Source organism: Streptomyces boncukensis, from assembly GCF_011045075.1.
Classification (GTDB): domain Bacteria; phylum Actinomycetota; class Actinomycetes; order Streptomycetales; family Streptomycetaceae; genus Streptomyces; species Streptomyces boncukensis.
Genome location: NZ_JAAKZZ010000016.1, coordinates 1 through 21,270, shown reverse-complemented (window position 1 = coordinate 21,270; position 21,270 = coordinate 1). Strand labels below are relative to the sequence as shown.

The following is a 21,270-nucleotide window of genomic DNA, read 5'->3' as shown; positions in this document are numbered from 1 at the left end:
GCCCCTTGCGCTCCGTCGCACCGTCAGGAGAAACGGTCGACGTTCTTCTTGGTCACGGCCTTGACCGGGACCTTGATCTGGCTCTGGATGTCCGTGCCGTCGACGACCCGCATGGCGTTGCGGACGGACATCTTGCCCAGCTCCTTGGGCTGCTGGGCGATGGTGACGTTCATCGTGCCCTTCTTGATGGCCTTGAAGCCGTCAGGAGTGCCGTCGAAGCCGACGATCTTGACGTCCTTGCCGGCCTTGCCGCCCAGCGCCTTGATGGCGCCGAGCGCCATCTCGTCGTTCTCGGCGAAGACACCGTCGATGTCCGGGTGGGACTGCATGACGTTCTGGGTGACGTTGAGGCCCTTGTCGCGCAGGAAGTCCGCCGGCTGCTTGGCGACGACCTTGACGTTCGGGTACTCCTTCAGGCCCTCGGTGAAGCCCTTGTTGCGCTCGCGGGCCGCCGAGGTGGACACCTGGCCGCGCAGCTGGAGGATCTTGCCCTTCTCCCCGAGCTGCTCGGCGATGGCCTTGGCCGCCATCTTGCCGCCCTCGACGTTGTCCGAGGCCACGGTCGCCTTGACCTTCTCCTTGTTGACGCTGCGGTCGGCGGCGATGACCGGGATCTTGGCGTTGTTGGCAGCCTTGACGGAGGGAGCCGCCGCGTCGGAGTCGACCGGGTTGATGATGATGCCCTTCACCTGCTGCGAGGTGAAGTTCTGCATCTGGTTGGCCTGGGTCGAGGCGTCGTCCTGACCGTCCTGGACCGTGATCTTCGCACCCTGCGCCTTCGCCTCGGCTTCGGCGCCCTCCTTCATCTGAATCATGAAGGGCTGGTTCAGCGCGGATATCGCGAAGCCGAGCTTGACGTTTTCCTTTCCGTCCCCGGAATCGGAGTCGGACCCGCATGCGGTCACGGTGAGGGCTACTGCCGTCGCCATCACGACCGCGGACGTGCTCTTTCTCATGCTCATTGCTGCATTCCTTGCAGTTGGCAGATGAATGAACCTGGCCTGCTCCCCCGTCGCACAAAGATCATGCGCGGCGACGCAGTGTATCGAGAAGCACGGCCAGCGCAATGACCGCCCCAATGACGACCTGTTGCCAGAAGGCGGACACATCCAGAAGATTGAGCCCATTGCGGAGAACGGCCAGGATCAGGGCACCAATCAGCGTGCCAGACGCCTTGCCGACCCCTCCGGCGAGGCTCGCGCCGCCGATGACGACCGCCGCAATCGCATCCAGTTCGTAACCTTCGGCGGCGTTGGGCTGAGCCGAGACCAGCCGGGAGGCCAGCACAATTCCGGCGACCGCGGCGAAGGCGCCCACCAGGGCATAAACAATGATCTTCTGCCGCTGGACCCGAATTCCGGAGAGCCGTGCCGCCTCCTCGTTGCCGCCGATGGCGTACATCGACCGGCCGCTGTAGGTGCGCATCAGCACCAGGCCCGCGATGAGCCCCATGGCGATCATGATCAGCACGGGGGTGGCGATGTAGTCGTTCAGGTTCTCGCCCACCCAGGAGAGCGAGTCCGGGAGCGCGATCGGCGCGCCCTCGGAGACCACCTGGGCGAGACCGCGGGCCGCCGAGAGCATGGCCAGCGTGGCGATGAACGGCGGAAGCTTGCCGTACGCGATGAGGAGACCGTTGACCAGCCCGCAGGCGGTGCCCACCAGGATCGCGAGGATGACACCGAAGAAGACGGGCACGCCCTGGTTGGTGGTGAACCAGCCGAGCATGACCGCGGAGAACGCCGCCACGGAGCCGACGGACAGGTCGATGCCGCCCGAGACGATGGCGAAGGTGACGCCGTACGCGAGAATCGCGGTGACGGACGCCTGCACACCGACATTGACGATGTTGGTCGTGGTGAAGAAGTTGCCCGACAGGACGGCCATCAGAATGACCATCGCGACCAGTGCGAGCAGCGCGCCGTTGTCCAGCACGAGGCGTCGTATCACGGGCGGCGGCCCGTTGCCGCTGGGGCGCTTGTCCAGGCGGTGACCCGGCTGCGTGTCAATGGCCACGGGGAGAGTCCTCCATCTCGTTCGCTCCGTGCGCGGAGGTGCCGACGGCCAGGGCCATCACGGCGTCCTGGGTCGCCTCCCGCGCGGTCAGTTCTCCCGCGATCCGGCCCTGGGACATCACCAGGACCCGGTCGCTCATGCCCAGCACCTCGGGGAGGTCGCTGGAGATCATCAGTACCGCGTGCCCCGAGGCCGTCAGCTCGTTGATGAGCTGGTAGATCTCGACCTTGGCGCCGACGTCGATGCCGCGGGTGGGCTCGTCGAGGATCAGCACCCGGGACTGGGCCAGCAGCCACTTGCCGATGACGACCTTCTGCTGGTTGCCGCCCGAGAGGGTGCCCACGTGCTGGTCCAGCCCGGCCATCCGCACGGCCATCCGCTCGGCGATACGGCCCGCGTCGCGCTTCTGCGCCGCCCGGTCGACCAGCCCGCCGCGCGTGGCCTTGCGCAGGGTCACCAGCCCGAGGTTCTCCTGGATGGAGGAGCCGAGCACCAGCCCCTGGCCCTTGCGGTCCTCCGGGACGAGGCCCAGGCCCGAGGCGAGCGCCGCGCTCACGTTGTGGCCGGGCAGCCGCTTGCCGAGCACCTCCACCGTGCCCGCGTCGTACGGGTCGGCGCCGAACACCGCCCGCGCCACCTCCGTACGGCCCGCGCCCACCAGGCCCGCGACGCCGACGACCTCGCCGGCCCGCACCTCGAAGTGGATGTCGTGGAACACCCCGGCGCGGCGCAGCCCTGTCACCCGCAGCAGCGGCTGCGCGGAGGGCGTCACCCGGCCGGTGTCGCGCGGGTACTGCTGCTCGATGCTGCGGCCGACCATCTGCTGCACCAGCTCGTCCTCCGGTGCGGAGGCGGGCACCTGGCCCACGCTGCGCCCGTCGCGCAGCACGGTGACGCGGTCGCCGATCTGCGGGATCTCCTCCAGATGGTGGGTGATGAAGACGATCCCCACGCCCTCGGAGCGCAGCTTGCGCACGATGGCGAAGAGCCGGTTGACCTCCTCCGCGGTGAGCACGGCGGTCGGCTCGTCCATGATGAGCACCCGGGCGCGCAGGCTGAGCGCCTTGGCGATCTCCACCATCTGGCGCCCGGCGATCCCCAGTTCGCGCACCGGGGTGCGCGGCGGCGCGTCCACGCCGACCCGCTGGAGCAGGACGGCGGCGTCGGCCTCCATCTTCTTGCGGTCCAGCAGGCCGTAGCGGCGCGGCTGGCGGCCCAGGAAGAGGTTCTCCGCGATGGACAGGTGGGGGACCAGGTTGAACTCCTGGTGGATGGCCGCGATGCCCAGCTTCTCGGCGGCCTCCGCACCGGCGACCCGCACGGGCCTGCCGTTCTGCAGCACCCGTCCGCCGTCCGCGCGGTAGACACCGGAGAGGATCTTGATCAGGGTGCTCTTGCCCGCGCCGTTCTCGCCGAGCAGCACATGCACTTCGCCGGCGCGCAGGTCGAAGTCCACGCCGTCGAGGGCGACCACACCGGGGAAGACCTTCCTGATGCCCTCCATGCGCAGCAGCTCCTGTGCCGGGGGCGGATCGGGGGTGGTCAACGGCGGCTCCTTTCGTCTTCGCCGCAGGAGCGGCGCGGTATCAGGTGCGCGGAGAGCGTGACGGAGTCCGCGCTCCGGCCCTCCACGAGGTCGGTCAGTGCGGCGACGGCCCGGTGCCCCAGCTCCGCGGTCGGCTGGGCGATGGCGGTGACGGGCGGGTCGGTGTGCGGGAACCAGGCGATGTCGTCGAACGCGGCCAGCGCCATGTCGTCGGGCACCCGCAGGCCGCGCCTGCGCAGCTCGTCCATGACGCCGAGGGCCATCAGGTTGTCGGTGGCGAAGATCGCTTCGGGCGGCTCGGGGAGCCCGAAGAAATCACTTGTCACCCGCCGTCCGCTCGCCGTCCGGAAGTCGCCCTGCCCGATGTAGGGCGCGGGCAGCGGCAGTCCGTGCTCGCACAGGGCCGAACGGAAGGCGTCCACCCGCTCGTTGCTGGTGGTGGTGGCGACGGGTCCGGTGATGATAGCGAGACGCTGGTGGCCCAGTGCGTACAGGTGTGCCACCAGATCGCGAACGGCCTCGCGTCCGTCCGCGCGGACGACGGGGACGTCGAGGCCGTCGATCCAGCGGTCCACGAAGACCATCGGAATGCCCGAGCGGACGGCCTCGCGCAGCACCGCCGAGTCCCCGTCGGCGGGGGAGACCAGCAGCCCGTCGATCCGGCGGTCGGACAGCGTGCGGACGTGGTGGTCCTGGAGGGCGAGCTGCTCGTCGGCGTTGCCGATGACGACGCTGTAGCCGCGGCTGCGCGCCGCGTCCTCGACGGCGCGGGCCAGCTCGGTGAAGAACGGGTTGAGCACATCGCTGATGATCAGACCGAGCGTGCGGGTCTGGTCGGTGCGCAGCGAACGGGCCACCGCGTTGGGCCGGTAGCGCAGCTCCGCCATGGCCGACAGCACGCGGGAGCGGGTGTCGTCGCGGACACCGCTGTGGCCGTTGAGGACGCGCGAGACGGTGGCGACGGAAACGCCCGCCCGTGCTGCGACGTCCTTGATGCCTGCCATGGGAAGTGCCGGTTCCAGAGTGAACGGGGGTGGAGGTGTCCCTGTGCGCGCGGCGGCCGGAACGCGGCCTCATTGCACGCGTGGAATCGATTACATCGAGTATGAGAAGTGATCGCCTCCGCTTTACGCAAGTTCGCGCAGGTGCCCGATGCCAATTCGTGACCGAGGACGTGGTCATGTCACGCTGCGTGCGGGCTTGGTACAACTCGCGTATACCGGAGGCCCGTTGTGCGCGGTTATCCACAGGGGTGGGGCGGGGCGGCAGGCGGGGTTACCGTCAGTGATATGACGTTCCAAGCTGCCGTGCTCGAAGGGGTCCTTGAGCGCATCACGTACGCCAACGAGGAGAACGGATACACGGTCGCACGGGTCGACACCGGCCGCGGCGCGGGCGAACTCCTCACCGTCGTGGGCGCTCTGCTGGGCGCGCAGGTCGGCGAGTCGCTGCGGATGGAGGGCCGCTGGGGGTCCCACCCGCAGTACGGCCGCCAGTTCACGGTGGACAACTACACGACGGTGCTGCCCGCCACCATCCAGGGCATCCGGCGCTATCTCGGGTCCGGCCTGATCAAGGGCATCGGCCCGGTCTTCGCCGACCGCATCACCGAGCACTTCGGCACGGACACGCTGGATGTCATCGAGCAGGACCCCGGCCGGCTGATCGAGGTCCCCGGGCTGGGCCCGAAGCGCACCAAGAAGATCACGGCCGCCTGGGAGGAGCAGAAGGCCATCAAGGAGGTGATGGTCTTCCTGCAGGGCGTCGGCGTCTCCACCTCCATCGCCGTGCGGATCTACAAGAAGTACGGCGACGCGGCCATCTCCGTCGTCCGATCCGAGCCCTACCGCCTCGCGGCCGACGTCTGGGGCATCGGCTTTCTGACGGCCGACCGCATCGCCCAGTCGGTCGGCATCCCGCACGACAGCCCGGAGCGGGTCAAGTCCGGCCTGCAGTACGCGCTGTCCCAGTCCACCGACCAGGGGCACTGCTATCTGCCCGAGGAGCGGCTGCTGGCGGACGCGGTCAAGCTGCTCCAGGTCGACACCGGGCTGGTCATCGAGTGCCTGGGTGAGCTGGCGGCCGAGGAGGAGGGCGTGGTGCGCGAGCGGGTGCCGGATCCGCAGGATCCGGAAGGCGGGCAGACGGCGGTCTATCTCGTGCCCTTCCACCGCGCCGAGCTCTCGCTCTCCGCCCAGCTGCTGCGGCTGCTGCGCGCGCCGGAGGACCGGATCCCGGCGTTCCGGGACGTCGACTGGGACCGGGCGCTCGGCTGGCTGGCGCAGCGCACCGGCGCCGAGCTCGCCCCGGAGCAGCGGGACGCGGTGCGGCTCGCGCTCACCGAGAAGGTCGCGGTGCTCACCGGCGGACCGGGCTGCGGGAAGTCGTTCACCGTGCGCTCGGTGGTCGAGCTGGCCCGCGCGAAGAAGGCGCGGGTGGTGCTCGCTGCGCCGACCGGGCGGGCCGCCAAGCGGCTGGCGGAGCTGACCGGTGTGGAGGCGTCCACCGTGCACCGGCTGCTGGAGCTGAAGCCCGGCGGCGACGCGGCGTACGACCGGGACCGGCCGCTGGAGGCCGACCTGGTCGTGGTCGACGAGGCGTCCATGCTGGACCTCCTGCTGGCGAACAAGCTCGTCAAGGCCGTGTCGCCGGGCGCGCATCTGCTGCTGGTGGGCGATGTGGACCAGCTGCCCTCCGTCGGCGCGGGGGAGGTGCTGCGGGATCTGCTCGCCGACGGCGGCCCGGTGCCTGCGGTGCGGCTCAAGCGCATCTTCCGGCAGGCCCAGCAGTCCGGCGTGGTCACCAACGCGCACCGCATCAACGCCGGCAGCCAGCCGCTCACCCAGGGGATGACCGACTTCTTCCTCTTCGCTGAGGAGGACACCGAGGAGGCGGGGCGGCTCACCGTGGATGTGGCGGCGCGCCGGATCCCCGCGAAGTTCGGCCTGGATCCGCGCCGGGATGTGCAGGTGCTCGCGCCGATGCACCGGGGCCCCGCGGGCGCGGGCGTGCTCAACGGCCTGCTCCAGCAGGCGGTCACCCCGGCCCGGCCCGACCTGCCGGAGAAGCGGTTCGGCGGCCGGGTCTTCCGTGTGGGCGACAAGGTCACTCAGATCAGGAACAATTACGAGAAAGGGGCGAACGGTGTCTTCAACGGCACGGTCGGTGTGGTCACCGCGCTCAGCGTGGAGGACCAGCGGCTGACCGTGCGCACCGACGAGGACGAGGAGGTGGCCTACGAATTCGACGAGTTGGACGAGCTCTCCCACGCCTACGCCGTCACCATCCACCGCTCCCAGGGCAGTGAGTATCCGGCGGTGGTGATTCCGGTCACCACGGGCGCCTGGATGATGCTCCAGCGCAACCTTCTCTACACCGCCGTCACCCGGGCGAAGCGCCTGGTGGTGCTGGTCGGCTCGCGGCGAGCTCTGGGCCAGGCTGTACGCACGGTGTCGGCCGGGCGGCGGCACACCGCGCTGGCGCACCGGCTCAGCGGAACCCTCGCACCCGGAGGTGTGCGAGGGGGTGACCCCGGCGGCTCGGAGGGTGCACGATAGCTGTGAGGGCGGCACTCCGTGCCACCATGGAGGCTTCTGGCTGACCCCGAGTGCACCGCACGGCGCTCAGTGGGGGAGAGTGGAACGAGTCAGGGCACCTCGAAGAAGAGGCACTACGTCGGTGAGGGATGACGTGAGCGAACACCGCGAGAGCGAGAATTCCGTAGTAGTCCGCTACGGAGACGGCGAGTACAGCTACCCGGTCGTCGACAGCACGGTGGGCGACCGTGGGTTCGACATCGGCAAGCTGCGCGCCCAGACCGGTCTGGTGACCCTGGACTCCGGCTACGGCAACACCGCCGCGTACAAGTCCGCCATCACCTATCTCGACGGCGAGCAGGGCATTCTGCGCTACCGCGGATACCCCATCGAGCAGCTGGCCGAGCGCGGGACCTTCCTGGAGACCGCCTACCTGCTGATCAATGGCGAGCTGCCCACCGTCGACCAGCTGGCCCACTTCAAGGGTGAGATCACCCAGCACACCCTGCTGCACGAGGACGTCAAGCGGTTCTACGACGGCTTCCCGCGCGACGCCCACCCGATGGCCATGCTGTCCTCGGTGGTCAGCGCGCTGTCGACGTTCTACCAGGACAGCCACAACCCGTTCGACGAGAAGCAGCGCCATCTGTCGACCATAAGGCTGCTGGCGAAGCTGCCGACCATCGCCGCGTACGCCTACAAGAAGGCCATCGGGCACCCGGTCGTCTACCCCAGCAACGACCTGGGGTATGTGGAGAACTTCCTCCGGATGACCTTCTCGGTCCCCGCACAGGAGTACGACCTGGATCCGGTCGTGGTCAGCGCCCTGGACAAGCTGCTGATCCTGCACGCCGACCACGAGCAGAACTGCTCGACCTCCACGGTCCGGCTGGTCGGCTCCTCGCAGGCGAACATGTTCGCCTCGATCTCCGCCGGGATCAGCGCGCTGTGGGGCCCGCTGCACGGCGGCGCCAACCAGAGCGTGCTGGAGATGCTGGAGGGCATCCAGGCGTCCGGCGGCGATGTGGACACCTTCATCCGCAAGGTGAAGAACAAGGAAGACGGTGTGAAGCTGATGGGCTTCGGACACCGTGTCTACAAGAACTTCGACCCCCGGGCGAAGATCATCAAGTCGGCGGCGCACGATGTGCTCTCGGCCCTCGGCAAGAGCGACGAGCTGCTGGACATCGCCCTGCGCCTGGAGGAGCACGCGCTCTCGGACGACTACTTCGTCGAGCGCAAGCTCTACCCCAATGTCGACTTCTACACCGGTCTGATCTACCGCGCCATGGGCTTCCCGACCAGCATGTTCACCGTGCTGTTCGCGCTGGGGCGGCTGCCGGGCTGGATCGCCCAGTGGCACGAGATGATCAAGGAGCCGGGCTCCCGCATCGGGCGCCCCCGGCAGATCTACACCGGCGTCGTCGAGCGGGAGTACGTCCCGGTCGAGGCCCGCTGAGGCGCACCGCGCCCCGACCGCTCCCCGAACGCTCAAGGCCCTGGTCCATCCGGACTAGGGCCTTCCGTTTGTGCCCGGCCGGTGAGACGTAGATCACACACTCCGGGGGGTAACCATTGCCGGGGGTTGTGGGTCTAACCGGGTGGCGCCGGCTTCCCGGCGGAGTCGCCGCCGCTCGCCGGGCGCGTCTTGGGGGACGCGCTTCGGCGTCGCAGAGGGTGAGCGTGCCCGGGGAGCTTTGAGCGGCCTTCCCGTCCGCGTGCAACCACCAGGCGCCCGGCCAGGATCCCGTGGGGGGAATCCAGGACCGGGAATCGGAAGCGCCCCGTCGACGGGCCCGTGGGGGGACCTGTGCGGCGGGGCGCTTTGTGATGCCGGTGCGTGATGCCGGTGCGTGGTGCGGCGGGGGCGCCGGGGGCGGCCTAGGCGCGGTCCACCACGTCGTAGCCCGCTTCGTCGACGGCCGCGCGGACCGCCGCGTCGTCCAGGGGGGTGGCCGAGGTGACGGTGACCTCGCCGGTCGAGGCGTCGGCCTGGACGGCCGAGACGCCGTCGATCTTCGAGACCTCCTCCGAGATCGCGTTCTCGCAGTGGGAGCAGCTCATCCCGGAGACGGTGTAGACGGTGGTCGTGACGGTGCTCATGGGCAGGTCCTCGCAATCGTTCCGCGTCGTGGTGGCAACGGGTGTCGGCCGCTGTCCAGTGTATACCCCCTATGGGTATGGCGGGGATGGCGGGTGCGGCGTCAGCGGCCCCCGCGGTGCCCGGGACGCCGGGCCACCCAGGCGCGGATGGTGTCGGCGAACCAGTAGGGCCGCCCGCCCTCGACCAGGTCGGGCGGGGGCAGGAGCCCGTGTTTTCGATAGGAGCGCACGGTGTCCGGCTGGACGCGGATGTGTGCGGCGATCTCCTTGTACGACCAGAGCCGGCGGTCGGCCATATGGCACCTCCCAGGGGGTGGCTGTGGATCACCCAGCCTGTGCCCGGCGTACGACGCAGAGTGACACCGCCGGGGTGGCTGTGGTGCGGCTGTGACCCGGAACCCGCGCAACGGTGACGCTCGTGACACGCTGGCCATGGTTACGTCTTAATGTAAGGACAAACTATTGACAGGGGTCTCCCGCCCGGCAGACGATGGGAGCTCGGAGCGTCAGCAGAGAGGGCATCCCGTATGGCCAGGCACGAGGTCGTCACGATGGGCCGCATCGGTGTGGACATCTATCCGCTGCAGACGGGTGTGCCGCTGCCGAGGGTCGAGTCCTTCGGGAAGTTCCTCGGCGGCTCGCCCACCAACGTCGCGGTCGCCGCCGCCCGGCTGGGCCGGTCGGCCGCCGTCATCAGCCGCACCGGCGACGATCCGTTCGGCACCTACTGCCATGAGGCACTGCGGGACTTCGGCGTCGACGACCGCTGGGTCACCCCGGTCGCCGCGTATCCGACGCCCGTCACCTTCTGCGAGATCTTCCCGCCCGACGACTTCCCGCTGTACTTCTACCGGCTGCCCAAGGCGCCCGACCTGGAGATCCACGAGGGCGAGCTGGAGTACGACGGCATCGCGGCAGCGGAGATCTTCTGGATGTCCGGCACCGGGCTGTGCGCCGAGCCCAGCCGCACCGCCACGCTCGCCGCGCTGGCGGCGCGCGCAGCGCACCGCGCCGAGCGCACCGCCACCGTGTTCGACCTCGACTGGCGGCCGATGTTCTGGGGCGCGGGCGCCGACGCGGCGCTGAGCGAGGACGAGGCGAAGGAGGCGGCCCGGCCGCTCTACCGGCAGGCCCTCGCACACGCCACGGTCGCCGTCGGCAACGTCGACGAGTGCGAGGTCGCGACGGGCGTGCGGGAGCCGCGCGGCTGCGCGGAGGCGCTGCTGGCCGCCGGCGTCGAGCTGGCCGTCGTCAAGCAGGGCCCCAAGGGCGTGCTCGCCGTGCACCGGGACGGCACGGTCGCCGAGGTCCCGCCGCACCCGGTGGAGGTCGTCAACGGCCTGGGCGCGGGCGACTCCTTCGGCGGCTCCCTGTGCCACGGGCTGCTCGCCGGCTGGGACCTGGAGTACGTGATGCGGTACGCGAACGCCGCGGGTGCCCTGGTCGCCTCGCGGCTGGCGTGTTCGTCGGCGATGCCGGAGCCGCACGAGGTCGAGGGGCTGCTGCGTGGCTGAGCCTCCCGTCCCCCGCGTCCCCCGCCGAGCGCTCCGCGCCCGCCCGTGCGGCCGGATCTCGCCGCTGTGGCCGCGCGCCGGTGCGGCCGGAAGTCTTCCCTCCCTCAGAAAGCGAGCCGCTGGTGAGTAGCGTCAGTATTGCCGAGCTCAGCGAGGTGCGGACCCGGCACCCCGAGGCCGTTGCCGAGGCGGCGGTTCGGCGGGCCCGGCGGCCCCTGGTGGGGGACTCCGGGCGGCTGATGATCGTCGCCGCGGACCACCCGGCGCGCGGCGCGCTGGCCGTCGGCGGCGACCGGCTCGCCATGGCCAACCGCGCCGGGCTGCTCGAACGGCTGATGGTCGCGCTGTCCCGCCCCGGTGTCGACGGCGTGCTCGGCACCGCCGACATCCTCGAAGACCTGCTGCTGCTCGGCGCGCTGGAGAACAAGGTCGTCATGGGCTCCATGAACCGGGGCGGCCTGGCCGGTGCCGCGTTCGAGATGGACGACCGGTTCACCGGGCACCGCGCCGAGGACATCGAGCGGCTGCGGTTCGACGCGGGCAAGCTGCTGCTGCGTATCGACGACGGCGACCCCGGCTCGCTGGCCACCCTGGAGTCCTCCGCGCGCGCCGTGGACGCGATGGCGGCCCGCGGCCTGCCCCTCTTCCTGGAGCCCTTCATCTCCCGCAGGGTGGAAGGGAAGGTGCGGAACGACCTGAGCGGCGAGGCCGTCGCCCGGTCCATCGCCATCGCGGCCGGGCTGGGCGGGACCTCCGCCTACAGCTGGCTGAAACTGCCGGTCACCGAGGACCCGGACGACATGGCGTGGGTGTGCGAGACCTCCTCGCTGCCCACCGTGCTGCTGGGCGGCGAGGTCAACGGCGACCAGGAGGGGGCGTATGAGAAGTGGCGCAAGGCGCTCAGCCTGCCCACCGTGCGCGGCCTCGTGGTGGGACGCTCGCTGCTGTATCCGGCCGACGGGAATGTGAGCGCGGCCGTGGACACCGCTGTCGGGCTGCTCTGAAAGGGACATGAGGACATGAAGGACACCGACTTCCACCTCCCGGCGGGGAGCGCGGCCCGCGGGCCGTACGCCCTGGACGTGGGTCCCGAGCGCGCCGGGTGGGGCTACTCCTCGCTGCGGGTGCTTCAGCTGGGACCGGGCGAAGCACACGAGTTCGACGCCGGTGAGAGCGAGTGGATCGTGCTCCCGCTCAGCGGCGGCTGCACGGTCGCGGCCGGCGGCGAGACCTTCGCGCTGCACGGGCGCGAGAGCGTGTTCACCGGCGTGAGCGACTTCGCGTACATCCCGCGGGACGCGCGGGCGCGGATCAGCAGCGAGCGCGGCGGGCGGTTCGCGCTGACCGGCGCCCGCTGCGAGCGGCGGCTGCCCGCGCGCTACGGCCCGGCCGGGGACGTCCCCGTCGAGCTGCGCGGCAGCGGCACCTGCTCCCGGCAGGTCAACAACTTCGGCGCGGCGGGCGTGTTCGAGGCCGACAGGCTCATCGCCGTCGAGGTGCTCACCCCGGGCGGCAACTGGTCCTCGTACCCGCCGCACAAGCACGACGAGCACCGGGAGGGCGTGGAGAGCGAGCTGGAGGAGATCTACTACTTCGAGATCGCACCCCATGACCGGACGCCGGGCCTCGGCTACCAGCGCGTCTCCCCGAGCGGCCACGGCAAGGGCACCGATGTGCTCGCCGAGGTGCGCGGCGGCGACGCGGTGCTGATCCCCGACGGCTGGCACGGCCCGTCGATCGCCGCGCCCGGCCACGACATGTACTACCTGAACGTGATGGCCGGGCCGGGGACGGACCGCGCCTGGCTCATCTGCGACCACCCGGACCACGCGTGGATCCGCGGCGCGTGGGCCGACACGCCCCTCGACCCCCGGCTCCCGCTCTACGGTGCGCGGGAGTCCGCGGGCCGGCCCGCAGAGGAGGGCGCCGAGTGACCACCGTCCGACTCACCGTCGCCCAGGCGCTCGTCCGCTTCCTCGCCGCCCAGCGCACCGAGCGCGACGGCGTACGGCACCGGCTGATCGACGCCTGCTGGGGCATCTTCGGGCACGGCAACGTGGCCGGCATGGGCCAGGCCCTGCTGGAGAGCGGCCAGGGCCCCGAGGCGCCGCTCCGGTTCCTCCAGGGCCGCAACGAGCAGTCCATGGTGCACGCGGCCGTCGGCTTCGCACGCCAGCGCGACCGGCTGTCCGCGCAGGCCGTCACCACCTCCATCGGCCCCGGCGCCACCAACCTCGTCACCGGCGCCGCGCTCGCCACCGTCAACCGGCTGCCCGTGCTGCTGCTGCCCGGCGACATCTTCGCCAGCCGGGCGCCCGACCCGGTCCTCCAGCAGCTCGAAGTGGTCCACGCGGGCGATGTGTCGGTCAACGACGCGCTGCGCCCCGTCTCGCGCTACTTCGACCGCGTCATGCGCCCCGAGGCGCTGATCCCGGCCGCGCTGCAGGCGATGCGGGTGCTGTCCGACCCGGCCGAGACCGGCGCCGTCACCCTGGCGCTGCCGCAGGACGTGCAGGCCGAGGCGTACGACTGGCCCGAGGAGTTCTTCGCCGAGCGGGTGTGGCGGGTGGCCCGTCCGGGCCCCGAGCCCGAGGCGCTGGCCGAGGCGGCCCGTACGGTGCGCGCCGCGCGCCGCCCGCTGCTGGTCGCGGGCGGCGGCGTGCACCACAGCGAGGCCGAGGAGGCGCTGCGCGCGCTCGCCGACGTGACCGGCATCCCGGTCGCCTCCACCCAGGCGGGCAAGGGGTCGCTGCGCTACGACCACCCGTGCGACGTGGGCGGCATCGGCCACACCGGCACCGCCGTCGCGGACGAACTCGCCCGCGCCGCCGACCTGGTGATCGGCGTCGGCACCCGCTACACCGACTTCACCACCGCCTCCGCCACCCTCTTCCAGCACCCGGACGTGCGCTTCGTCAACCTCAACATCACCTCCTTCGACGCGCACAAGCTGAGCGCCCGCACCGTCGTGGCCGACGCGCGCGCGGCGCTGGAGGGGCTCACGGACGCGCTCGCGGGCCACCGGGTGGACCCGGCGTACGAGGCCGAGTACGCGGAGGGCAAGGCGGCGTGGGAGCGGGTGGTCGACGCGGTCTGCGCGCCGCCCGCCGACGAGAAGGAGCGCCCCTCGCAGCCCCAGGTGCTCGGCGCGCTGGACGCGGTCGTCGGCGACACCGACGTGGTGATCAACGCCGCCGGATCGCTCCCCGGCGACCTGCACAAGCTGTGGCGGGCCCGCTCCCGCCGCCAGTACCACCTGGAGTACGGCTACTCCTGCATGGGCTACGAGATCCCCGGCGCTCTCGGCGTCCGGCTGGCCGCACCCGACCGGCCGGTGTGGGCGCTGGTCGGCGACGGGACGTATCTGATGCAGCCCACCGAGCTGGTCACGGCGGTCCAGGAGGGAGTCAACATCAACCTCGTCCTCCTCCAGAACCACGGTTACGCGTCCATCGGCGGGCTCTCCGAGGCCAGCGGCGCCGAGCGGTTCGGCACCGAGTACCGCTACCGCGCGGCCGACGGCACCTACTCCGGCGACCCGCTGCCCGTCGACCTCGCCGCCAACGCCGCCTCGCTCGGCATGGAGGTGTACCGCGCCCGCGGCTACGCCGAGCTCCGCGAGGCGCTGGCGGCGGCCCGCGCCTCCGACCGGCCCAGCTGCGTCCACGTCGAGACCGACACCGCACCGCGGGTCCCGGCGCCCGGCCCTGAGGCGTGGTGGGACGTGGTGGTCGCCGAGACCGCCGAGCGCCCGGCGGCGCGCGAGGCCCGTGTCGCCTACGACCGCCAGGCCGCGCTCCGGCGCCGCCACCTGTAGGCCCCGAGCCCCCTGAGCCCCCCCCGAGACTCCCGAGACTCCCTGAGAAAGGTCCCGCTCCATGAAGACCCTCGGCCACTGGATCGACGGCAAGGCCGCCGAGTCCACTTCCGGCTCCTTCGGTCCCGTCTACAACCCGGCGACCGGCGAGCAGCCCACCCGGGTCTCGCTCGCCTCGGTCGAGGAGGTGGACGCGGCGGTGGCGGCGGCCAGGGAGGCGTACACCACCTGGTCGCAGACCTCCCTCGCCCAGCGCACCGCGTTCCTCTTCCGGTACCGCGAGCTGCTGGACGCGCGGCGCGACGAGATCGCCGCGCTGATCACCGCCGAGCACGGCAAGGTGCACTCCGACGCGCTCGGCGAGGTCGCGCGCGGGATGGAGATCGTCGAACTGGCCTGCGGCATCACCGAGAAGCTGAAGGGCGAGCTGTCCACGCAGGTCTCCACCCGCGTCGACGTCTCCTCGATCCGGCAGCCGCTCGGCGTCGTCGCGGGCATCACCCCGTTCAACTTCCCCGCGATGGTGCCGATGTGGATGTTCCCGCTGGCCATCGCCTGCGGGAACACCTTCGTCCTCAAGCCCAGCGAGAAGGACCCGTCGGCTTCGTACCGGCTGGCGGAGCTGGCGGCCGAGGCGGGCCTTGCGCAGGGCGTGCTGAACGTCGTCAACGGCGACAAGATCGCCGTCGACCGGCTGCTGACCCACCCGGACGTGGCGGCGGTCTCCTTCGTCGGCTCGACGCCCATCGCCCAGTACATCCAGGCCGAGGCCACCGCGCACGGCAAGCGCGTACAGGCGCTGGCCGGGGCCAAGAACCACATGCTGGTGCTCCCCGACGCCGACCTCGACCACGCCGCCGACAACGCCATCAACGCCGCCTACGGCTCGGCGGGCGAGCGCTGTATGGCGGTCTCCGTGGTCGTCGCGGTCGGCGCCATGGGCGACACGCTGGTGGACAAGATCGCCGAGCGCGCCCGTACGCTGCGGATCGGCCCCGGCGACGACCCGGCCAGCGAGATGGGCCCGCTGATCACCCGCGAGCACCGCGACAAGGTCAACTCCTATGTCACGGGCGCGGCGGACCAGGGCGCCCAGGTGGTGGTCGACGGCACGGACTTCACCGTCGAGGGCCACGAGAGCGGCTTCTTCACCGGCGTCTCCCTCCTCGACAAGGTACGCCCCGGCATGGACGCCTACGAGGACGAGATCTTCGGCCCCGTCCTGTGCGTGGTCCGCGCTGAGACGTACGACGAGGCCATCGCCCTCATCAACAGCAGCAAGTGGGGCAACGGCACCGCCATCTTCACCCGCGACGGCGGCGCGGCCCGGCGCTTCCAGCTGGAGGTCGAGGCCGGCATGGTCGGCGTCAACGTGCCCATCCCGGTGCCGGTCGGCTACCACTCGTTCGGCGGCTGGAAGCAGAGCCTCTTCGGCGACCTGCACATCTACGGCAACGACGGGGTGCAGTTCTACACCCGGGGCAAGGTCATCACCACCCGCTGGCCGGACCCTGCCGACAGCGGCGGCATCAACCTGGGCTTCCCGACGTCGTCGTGACGCCCGGCCGGTCCGGTGCCCCCGCCGGCGGGGGCACACTCACTTCGGGTTGACGGCTGCCGCCAGGTCGTCCAGCGCGTCGGTCAGCAGGTCCGCCGTCCGCAGGCCGACCGGCGGCGGGTCGCCCGCCGCCGCTGCCCACCGCTCCAGCGCGGTGTGCACCGCACGGAGGTCCACCGGCTCGCCCTCGCGGATGGCCCGCGCCGCCGCGGTGAGGGCGGGCCGCAGCGCCGCGGCGAACTCCGCTGCCCCCTGGGAGGGCTGTGCGTCCTGCCCCGGAATATGCGTTTCCAGCAGCATCGCGGCCCGGCCCATCGTGATGAGCGCGGACTGCGCGCCGGTCGCGGAGCGCTGGGAGAGCCGGGAGAGCTGCCCCCGGTGGCGCACCGGTTCGGCCTGGGCGCGGCCCGCCGCCTCCTCCCACTCCTGGCGCGCCGCGCGCGCGTCGAGCAGCGCCTCGCGCACCTGGCGGGGGGCGCGTTCGGCGGGCTGGGCGAGGGTGTCCAGGACGGCGAGGGCGTACCGGCCGTTGGCCGCCAGCCAGTCGGCGAGCCGGTCCCGCAGCCGGGGGGTCTCCCAGGCCGGGAAGAGGGCGTAGCTCAGCATGGCCAGCGCCCCGCCGGTGGCGGTCAGCCAGATCCGCTCCAGCGCTGTCTGCGACCAGATCGTGCCCGCGATGCCGAGCAGGAAGACGACATACGCGCTGATGCAGGCCGAGACGATCGCGTACCCGGTGCTCATCAGCAGATACATCAGCCCCACCGACACCACCGCGAGCGCCGCGCTCGGATACGGGCCGGGCGAGGCCAGCGCCATCAGCCCGCCCGCCACCGCGACGCCGACGACCGTCCCCGTCAGCCGGGCGAACCCGCGTTCGTATGTACGGGAGAAGTCCGGGCGCAGCACCATCACGGCGGTGAGCGGGATCCAGTAGCCGTGCAGCGGCGGCAGCGCGTCGCCGAGCAGATAGCCCGCGCACACCACGCCGCTGACCCGCAGCGCGTGCCGCAGCACCGGCGAGGACCAGCGCAGCTCGCGGCGGAACGAGCGCAGCGCCACCGGCACCAGCGCGGCCAGCGAGGGGCGGGCCAGAAAGCGCGGCCGCTGGGGCCGGTCCTCGGCGGTGTGCCAGGTGGCCGGCCGGGCCGGCAGCAGGCCGCGCCGTCCGGTCACCTCCACCGGCTCCTGCGCGGCCTCCACGACGTCGTCGGTGAGTGCGATCAGCCGCAGCGCCGCCTTGCGCGCGGGACCGGTGAGCACCCCGCCGCCCTCGGGCACCTGCAGGATGTCCAGCGCCTCCTGCGGGAGGCGCAGCCGCGTGCCGCGCCGGATGGCCCGCGCCGCGGCGTCGAGCACGGTCGCGGCGGCGCCCAGCAGCTCGCGCACCCGGTCCCGTTCGGGCCCCTCCAGCGGGGCGCCGCCCACCACCGGGTCGGCGAGCGAGGCGAGCGCGGGACGGAAGCGCTCGGCCATCGCGCGGTAGCCCTGCAGCTGCCGGGGCCTGCGCCGGGCCTGCCGCGGCGAGACGGCCGCCGCGTCGCGCGCCTCCATCAGCGGCACCGGGTCGAACGCGGCCACCGGGTCGTGCCGCAGCCGCCGCGCGTAGTCGGCCACGCCCGCCAGCGCGTCCGCGAGGGCGTCCCGCCGCGCGCCCCACGGCCGTACCGGGAACAGCACGATCAGCCCCGCCTGCACCACGCCGCCCGCCGCGATCAGCGCGGCGTGGCCCAGGGCGCCCAGCACGGTGGTGGGCAGCGTGACGGTGATGAGCATGACGGCCACGGTGAGCCCCGCGACCACGCCCGAGGTGGGCCCCATGCCCCAGGCCATCCCGGCCAGGAACGCCCACGCCGCGATCAGCGCGACGAACGCGGGCTCCGTGCCCACCAGCAGATAGCCGAGGAAGGTGGAGACGGCCAGCCCGGCCGCGGCGGACAGTGCCAGCACCGGCCGGGGCCGCCAGCTCCGCTGGAACGTCGCCACCCCCGAGGCGAACGCGCCGAACGCGCTGGACACCGCGAGCTGCGGGGACCCGACCACCAGCGCGAAGCCGATCACCAGGGCCACCCCGCACGCCCCGCGCAGCGCGAGCTTCGGCGTCAGCGCCGCGCGCTCCACACTCAGCCCGGACAGCGCGGTGTTCTTCAGCGCCCGGAACCAGGGCAGCACGGTGGCTCTCACATCTGTAGAGAATACGGGGGCACCCGGCGCGCGAACGGACGGCGTCGCAGGTCGTGGCGGTGGGAGGGGTTCGGATGCGCCCTGGAGAGCCCCGGGCCGGCGGGAATTGTCAGATCGGTGATACCCGGCTGGGGCCCGGGGGGCCTTAGCCTGTGGGCTGATGCCGCGCCTCAGACCGCTCCCCGCCGTCACCAGGAGGACCCTGTGGACAGGGCTGGCCGTCGCGGTGCTGGTGGCCGTGCTGCTGTCCGTGCCGGGTGACGGCGGCGACGACGGGTCGTGCGGGGGCGTGCGGGTGACGGGCTGGCGGGCCGCCGACGGCATGAACGCGGAGTTCACCCGCTACGGCAACGACAACTCCCGGCTGGACGACTGGACGGGCGGCGACGGAACCCGCTCCGTACGGCTGCCGGACGGGCGGACCCTGTGGCTGTCGGCCGACACCTTCCTGGACGAGGTCCACGGCGGCCGCACCCGGCGTCCCGACCCGGTGTGGGTTCGCAACTCCGGCCTGGTGATGGGGTCCGACGCGCGGCTGCGGCGCACCCTGCTGGGCGGCAGCGCGGACCGGCCCGGCGCTCTCTTCCCCGGCACCGCCACCGGCGACGGGCGCGAGGTGTGGCGCTGGCCCGTGCAGGCCGTGGTGGAGCCCCGCCGGCCGGGATCGGCCGAGAAGGTGGTCCGGGTGCTGCTGTGGCAGCGCGAGGCGGGCAGCCCCCCGTGGATCTTCGGGGTGCCGCGGGCCAGCGAGGTCGCCACCCTCTCGCTGCCGGACCTGCGGGTGGAGGGCATCGAGACGGTCCACCAGCCGGGCGGCTCCGACGTGGAGCGCCGGGTGCTGTACGGCACCTCGGCGCTCACCGAGGGCGGCTGGACGTATGTCTTCGGCGCCGACGAGGGCAGCGTCAGCGGCAAGGCGTCGCGGGCGCATGTGGCCCGGGTGCCGGAGGGCGAGCTGGCCGACCCGTCCGCGTGGGAGTACTGGGCCGGGGACGGCGCCGAGGGGTCCGGCTGGCAGCGGGACCCGGACCGGTCCGAGCCGATACTCGTCGGCAGGACCGAGCAGCGCGGCGCGACCGGCACCTACACCGTGGCGCGCCGCGGGGACACCTGGCTGCTGATGACCATGGACGCCGGGGCCCCGGACGGCCGCGGCGTCACCGACGTCGTCTCGTACTGGTCCTGCGCGCCGACCGGTCCCTGGCACGGCCCGGCGAAGGTGGCCCGCCCCCCGCTGCCGGCCGGGAGCGGCGAGGCGGGCGCTGTGCCGTACAACCCGCAGGCGCACGCGGAGTTCGACGCGCGCGGGGAGCTGCTGCTGGGGTACGACGTGAATGTGCTGGGCGACTCCCGAGCGATTCACCGGAACGTGGAGTTCTATCGGCCCCGCTTCCTCCGGCTGAAGACCGGCCCGGTGAACTCCTAGCCACAGCTGTCGGAGCCCCTTCCGGGGGCGCGGGGAACTGCACGCCCGGCCGTGAAGCACCGCAGGCTGCGATGCGCAGCAAGGGGCAGCCCGTGACCAGTGGCTGGGTACGGGCTGCCCCTTGCTGCGCTCTGCAGTCCGCGGACGCGTCGTGGTCGGGCGCGCAGTTCCCCGCGCCCCTGAGAGGGTCCCTCCGAGATATCGGGGCGCTCTCAGGAACCGCCGTCCGTTGCGCGGCGGGCGGCCTCCGTGGGGCGCCGCTCGGCGTCCGGGGCCTGGTCTATGTCCGGTATCCCGTCCCCGTCCTCGTCCCGGGTCTCCTCCTCCCACATGGCCCGGTACTGCGCGTCCCGCACCTTCAGCAGTACGCACGCCACCAGCGCCGACAGCAGGGAGCCGATCAGCACGGCGGCCTTGGCGTGCTCCGTGACGGTGGGCCCGTCGAAGGCCAGCTCCGTCACCAGCAGCGAGACGGTGAAGCCGATCCCGGCCAGCATCGCCACGCCCGCGACGTCCGACCAGGACAGCTCGGGATTGAGCCGGGCCCGGGTGAAGCGAGCCGCGAGCCAGGTGCCGCCGAAGACGCCGAAGAACTTCCCGGCGACCAGCCCGAGCATCACGCCGAGCGCCTCCGGTTGCCGGAACGTTTCGCTGAGCGCGGACCCGGAGACCGCGACCCCTGCAGAGAACAGCGCGAAGACCGGTACGGCGAATCCCGCCGACAGCGGCCTGACCAGGTGTTCGACACGCTCACCCGTGGACGTGGAGTCCGGGTCCTCCTCGTCGTCCGGGGTGACGCGCAGCAGGAAGCCCATGGCGACGCCCGCGATGGTGGCGTGTACCCCGCTGTTGTACGTCAGCGCCCAGATGGCCAGCGCCAGCGGCACATACACGTACCAGCCGCGCACCCGCAGGTTGATGTGCAGCACCCGGAAGACGATCAGCCCGGCGACGGCGCCCGCGAAGGCCCACCAGTTCAGGTCCGAGGTGTAGAAGACCGCGATCACCAGGATCGCGCCCAGGTCGTCGACGATGGCGAGGGTGAGCAGGAAGGCGCGGATGCCGGAGGGCAGATTGGTGCCGATCACGGCGAGGACGCCGAGTGCGAACGCGATGTCCGTCGCCATCGGGATGGCCCAGCCGTGCAGCTTCCCGCCGCCCGCCAGGTTCACCACGAGGTAGGTCAGCGCGGGCACCGCCATCCCGCACAGCGCCGCCACCACCGGCAGCGCCGCCGCCGAGGGCCGGCGCAGCTCGCCGACCGTCAGCTCGCGTTTCAGCTCGATCCCGGCGACGAAGAAGAATATGGTCAGCACCCCGTCGGAGGCCCAGTGCTCGACGGACAGGTCCAGGCCCAGCGCCGAGATCCCGAAGTGGGTCTCACGCAGCGTCTCGTACGCGTGACTCAGCGGGGTGTTCGCCCAGACGAGTGCGGCGACCGCCGCGAAGAGCAGCACCATGCCGCCGACCGTCTCGGTCCGCAGGGCGTCCGTGAGGAGCCGCCGCTCCTTGGCGGAGGGGCGCTGGAAGAGGGCGGTGGGCGAGGAGGAGGTCTCCGGGGGGTTGGTGGTGC

General features: G+C 71.9%; 14 protein-coding genes and 1 pseudogene. 8 read left to right on the top strand and 7 right to left on the bottom strand.

All coding sequences use genetic code 11. The annotated features are described in order from the left end of the window. Positions 1 to 23: 23 nt before the first annotated feature. From G5C65_RS38920 to G5C65_RS03060, 3 genes and pseudogenes are all read right to left on the bottom strand, one after another. Positions 24 to 2,016: pseudogene (locus G5C65_RS38920) on the bottom strand (ABC transporter permease/substrate-binding protein). Continuing rightward, entirely contained in the window at positions 2,006 to 3,562 is a 1,557-nt protein-coding gene (locus tag G5C65_RS03065; RefSeq protein WP_420903265.1) for a sugar ABC transporter ATP-binding protein, read from the bottom strand. Before G5C65_RS03065 ends, G5C65_RS38920 begins: the two are co-directional and overlap by 11 nt. After that, on the bottom strand, positions 3,559 to 4,566 hold the full coding sequence (locus tag G5C65_RS03060) for a LacI family DNA-binding transcriptional regulator (RefSeq protein WP_165297009.1): 1,008 nt from the start codon (positions 4,564 to 4,566) through the stop codon (positions 3,559 to 3,561). Before G5C65_RS03060 ends, G5C65_RS03065 begins: the two co-directional genes overlap by 4 nt. Before the next feature lie 285 nt (positions 4,567 to 4,851). Between G5C65_RS03060 and recD2 the strand changes: the two genes are divergently transcribed. Together recD2 and G5C65_RS03050 are read left to right on the top strand one after the other, a co-directional pair. After that, positions 4,852 to 7,119, top strand: coding sequence for an SF1B family DNA helicase RecD2 (recD2, locus tag G5C65_RS03055; protein WP_165297008.1), 2,268 nt, complete (start codon positions 4,852 to 4,854; stop codon positions 7,117 to 7,119). Between the two features lie 133 nt (positions 7,120 to 7,252). Continuing rightward, positions 7,253 to 8,557 (top strand): citrate synthase, encoded by a 1,305-nt coding sequence (locus G5C65_RS03050; RefSeq protein WP_165297007.1) that lies wholly within the window; start codon positions 7,253 to 7,255, stop codon positions 8,555 to 8,557. 422 nt (positions 8,558 to 8,979) lie between these two features. On the opposite strand, the gene G5C65_RS03045 is transcribed toward G5C65_RS03050, so the two are convergent. Further along, the gene (locus tag G5C65_RS03045; RefSeq protein ID WP_165297006.1) at positions 8,980 to 9,201 is read right to left on the bottom strand and encodes a heavy-metal-associated domain-containing protein; all 222 of its coding nucleotides are present in this window, start codon (positions 9,199 to 9,201) and stop codon (positions 8,980 to 8,982) included. Positions 9,202 to 9,302: 101 nt separating this feature from the next. Beyond that, the gene (locus tag G5C65_RS03040; protein WP_165297005.1) at positions 9,303 to 9,497 is read right to left on the bottom strand and encodes a helix-turn-helix transcriptional regulator; all 195 of its coding nucleotides are present in this window, start codon (positions 9,495 to 9,497) and stop codon (positions 9,303 to 9,305) included. Between the two features lie 231 nt (positions 9,498 to 9,728). On the opposite strand from G5C65_RS03040, the gene iolC reads away from it, so the two are divergent. The 5 genes from iolC (at position 9,729) to G5C65_RS03015 (ending at position 16,090) form a co-directional block, all read left to right on the top strand. Further along, entirely contained in the window at positions 9,729 to 10,715 is a 987-nt protein-coding gene (iolC, locus tag G5C65_RS03035) for a 5-dehydro-2-deoxygluconokinase (protein WP_165297004.1), read from the top strand. A 122-nt stretch (positions 10,716 to 10,837) separates the two neighbouring features. Further along, the gene (locus tag G5C65_RS03030) at positions 10,838 to 11,719 is read left to right on the top strand and encodes a Cgl0159 family (beta/alpha)8-fold protein (RefSeq protein WP_420903264.1); all 882 of its coding nucleotides are present in this window, start codon (positions 10,838 to 10,840) and stop codon (positions 11,717 to 11,719) included. Between the two features lie 15 nt (positions 11,720 to 11,734). After that, entirely contained in the window at positions 11,735 to 12,649 is a 915-nt protein-coding gene (gene iolB / locus G5C65_RS03025; protein ID WP_165297003.1) for a 5-deoxy-glucuronate isomerase, read from the top strand. After that, the gene (gene iolD / locus G5C65_RS03020; protein WP_165297002.1) at positions 12,646 to 14,532 is read left to right on the top strand and encodes a 3D-(3,5/4)-trihydroxycyclohexane-1,2-dione acylhydrolase (decyclizing); all 1,887 of its coding nucleotides are present in this window, start codon (positions 12,646 to 12,648) and stop codon (positions 14,530 to 14,532) included. The genes iolB and iolD overlap by 4 nt, the downstream gene beginning before the upstream one ends. A 61-nt stretch (positions 14,533 to 14,593) precedes the next feature. Then, positions 14,594 to 16,090, top strand: coding sequence for a CoA-acylating methylmalonate-semialdehyde dehydrogenase (locus G5C65_RS03015; RefSeq protein WP_165297001.1), 1,497 nt, complete (start codon positions 14,594 to 14,596; stop codon positions 16,088 to 16,090). Positions 16,091 to 16,129: 39 nt separating this feature from the next. Here G5C65_RS03015 and G5C65_RS03010 read toward each other — a convergent pair whose 3' ends face one another. After that, a complete protein-coding gene (locus tag G5C65_RS03010) occupies positions 16,130 to 18,256 on the bottom strand; it encodes an FUSC family protein (RefSeq protein WP_165297024.1) in 2,127 nt (708 codons plus the stop codon). Between the two features lie 175 nt (positions 18,257 to 18,431). Between G5C65_RS03010 and G5C65_RS03005 the strand changes: the two genes are divergently transcribed. Then, positions 18,432 to 19,697 (top strand): DUF4185 domain-containing protein, encoded by a 1,266-nt coding sequence (locus G5C65_RS03005; RefSeq protein ID WP_165297000.1) that lies wholly within the window; start codon positions 18,432 to 18,434, stop codon positions 19,695 to 19,697. 212 nt (positions 19,698 to 19,909) lie between these two features. Here the strand turns inward: G5C65_RS03005 and nhaA are convergent. Next, on the bottom strand, positions 19,910 to 21,270 hold a 1,361-nt coding region (nhaA, locus tag G5C65_RS03000; RefSeq protein WP_165296999.1), incomplete at its 5' end, for a Na+/H+ antiporter NhaA.

What these genes read in the sequence shown, in the direction of transcription:
- G5C65_RS03060 (WP_165297009.1), bottom strand. Translation starts at nt 4,566, where the DNA reads ATGGCAGGCATCAAGGACGTCGCAGCACGGGCGGGCGTTTCCGTCGCC.
- recD2 (WP_165297008.1), top strand. Translation starts at nt 4,852, where the DNA reads ATGACGTTCCAAGCTGCCGTGCTCGAAGGGGTCCTTGAGCGCATCACG.
- G5C65_RS03045 (WP_165297006.1), bottom strand. Translation starts at nt 9,201, where the DNA reads ATGAGCACCGTCACGACCACCGTCTACACCGTCTCCGGGATGAGCTGC.
- G5C65_RS03040 (WP_165297005.1), bottom strand. Translation starts at nt 9,497, where the DNA reads ATGGCCGACCGCCGGCTCTGGTCGTACAAGGAGATCGCCGCACACATC.
- iolC (WP_165297004.1), top strand. Translation starts at nt 9,729, where the DNA reads ATGGCCAGGCACGAGGTCGTCACGATGGGCCGCATCGGTGTGGACATC.
- iolB (WP_165297003.1), top strand. Translation starts at nt 11,735, where the DNA reads ATGAAGGACACCGACTTCCACCTCCCGGCGGGGAGCGCGGCCCGCGGG.
- G5C65_RS03015 (WP_165297001.1), top strand. Translation starts at nt 14,594, where the DNA reads ATGAAGACCCTCGGCCACTGGATCGACGGCAAGGCCGCCGAGTCCACT.
- G5C65_RS03005 (WP_165297000.1), top strand. Translation starts at nt 18,432, where the DNA reads ATGCCGCGCCTCAGACCGCTCCCCGCCGTCACCAGGAGGACCCTGTGG.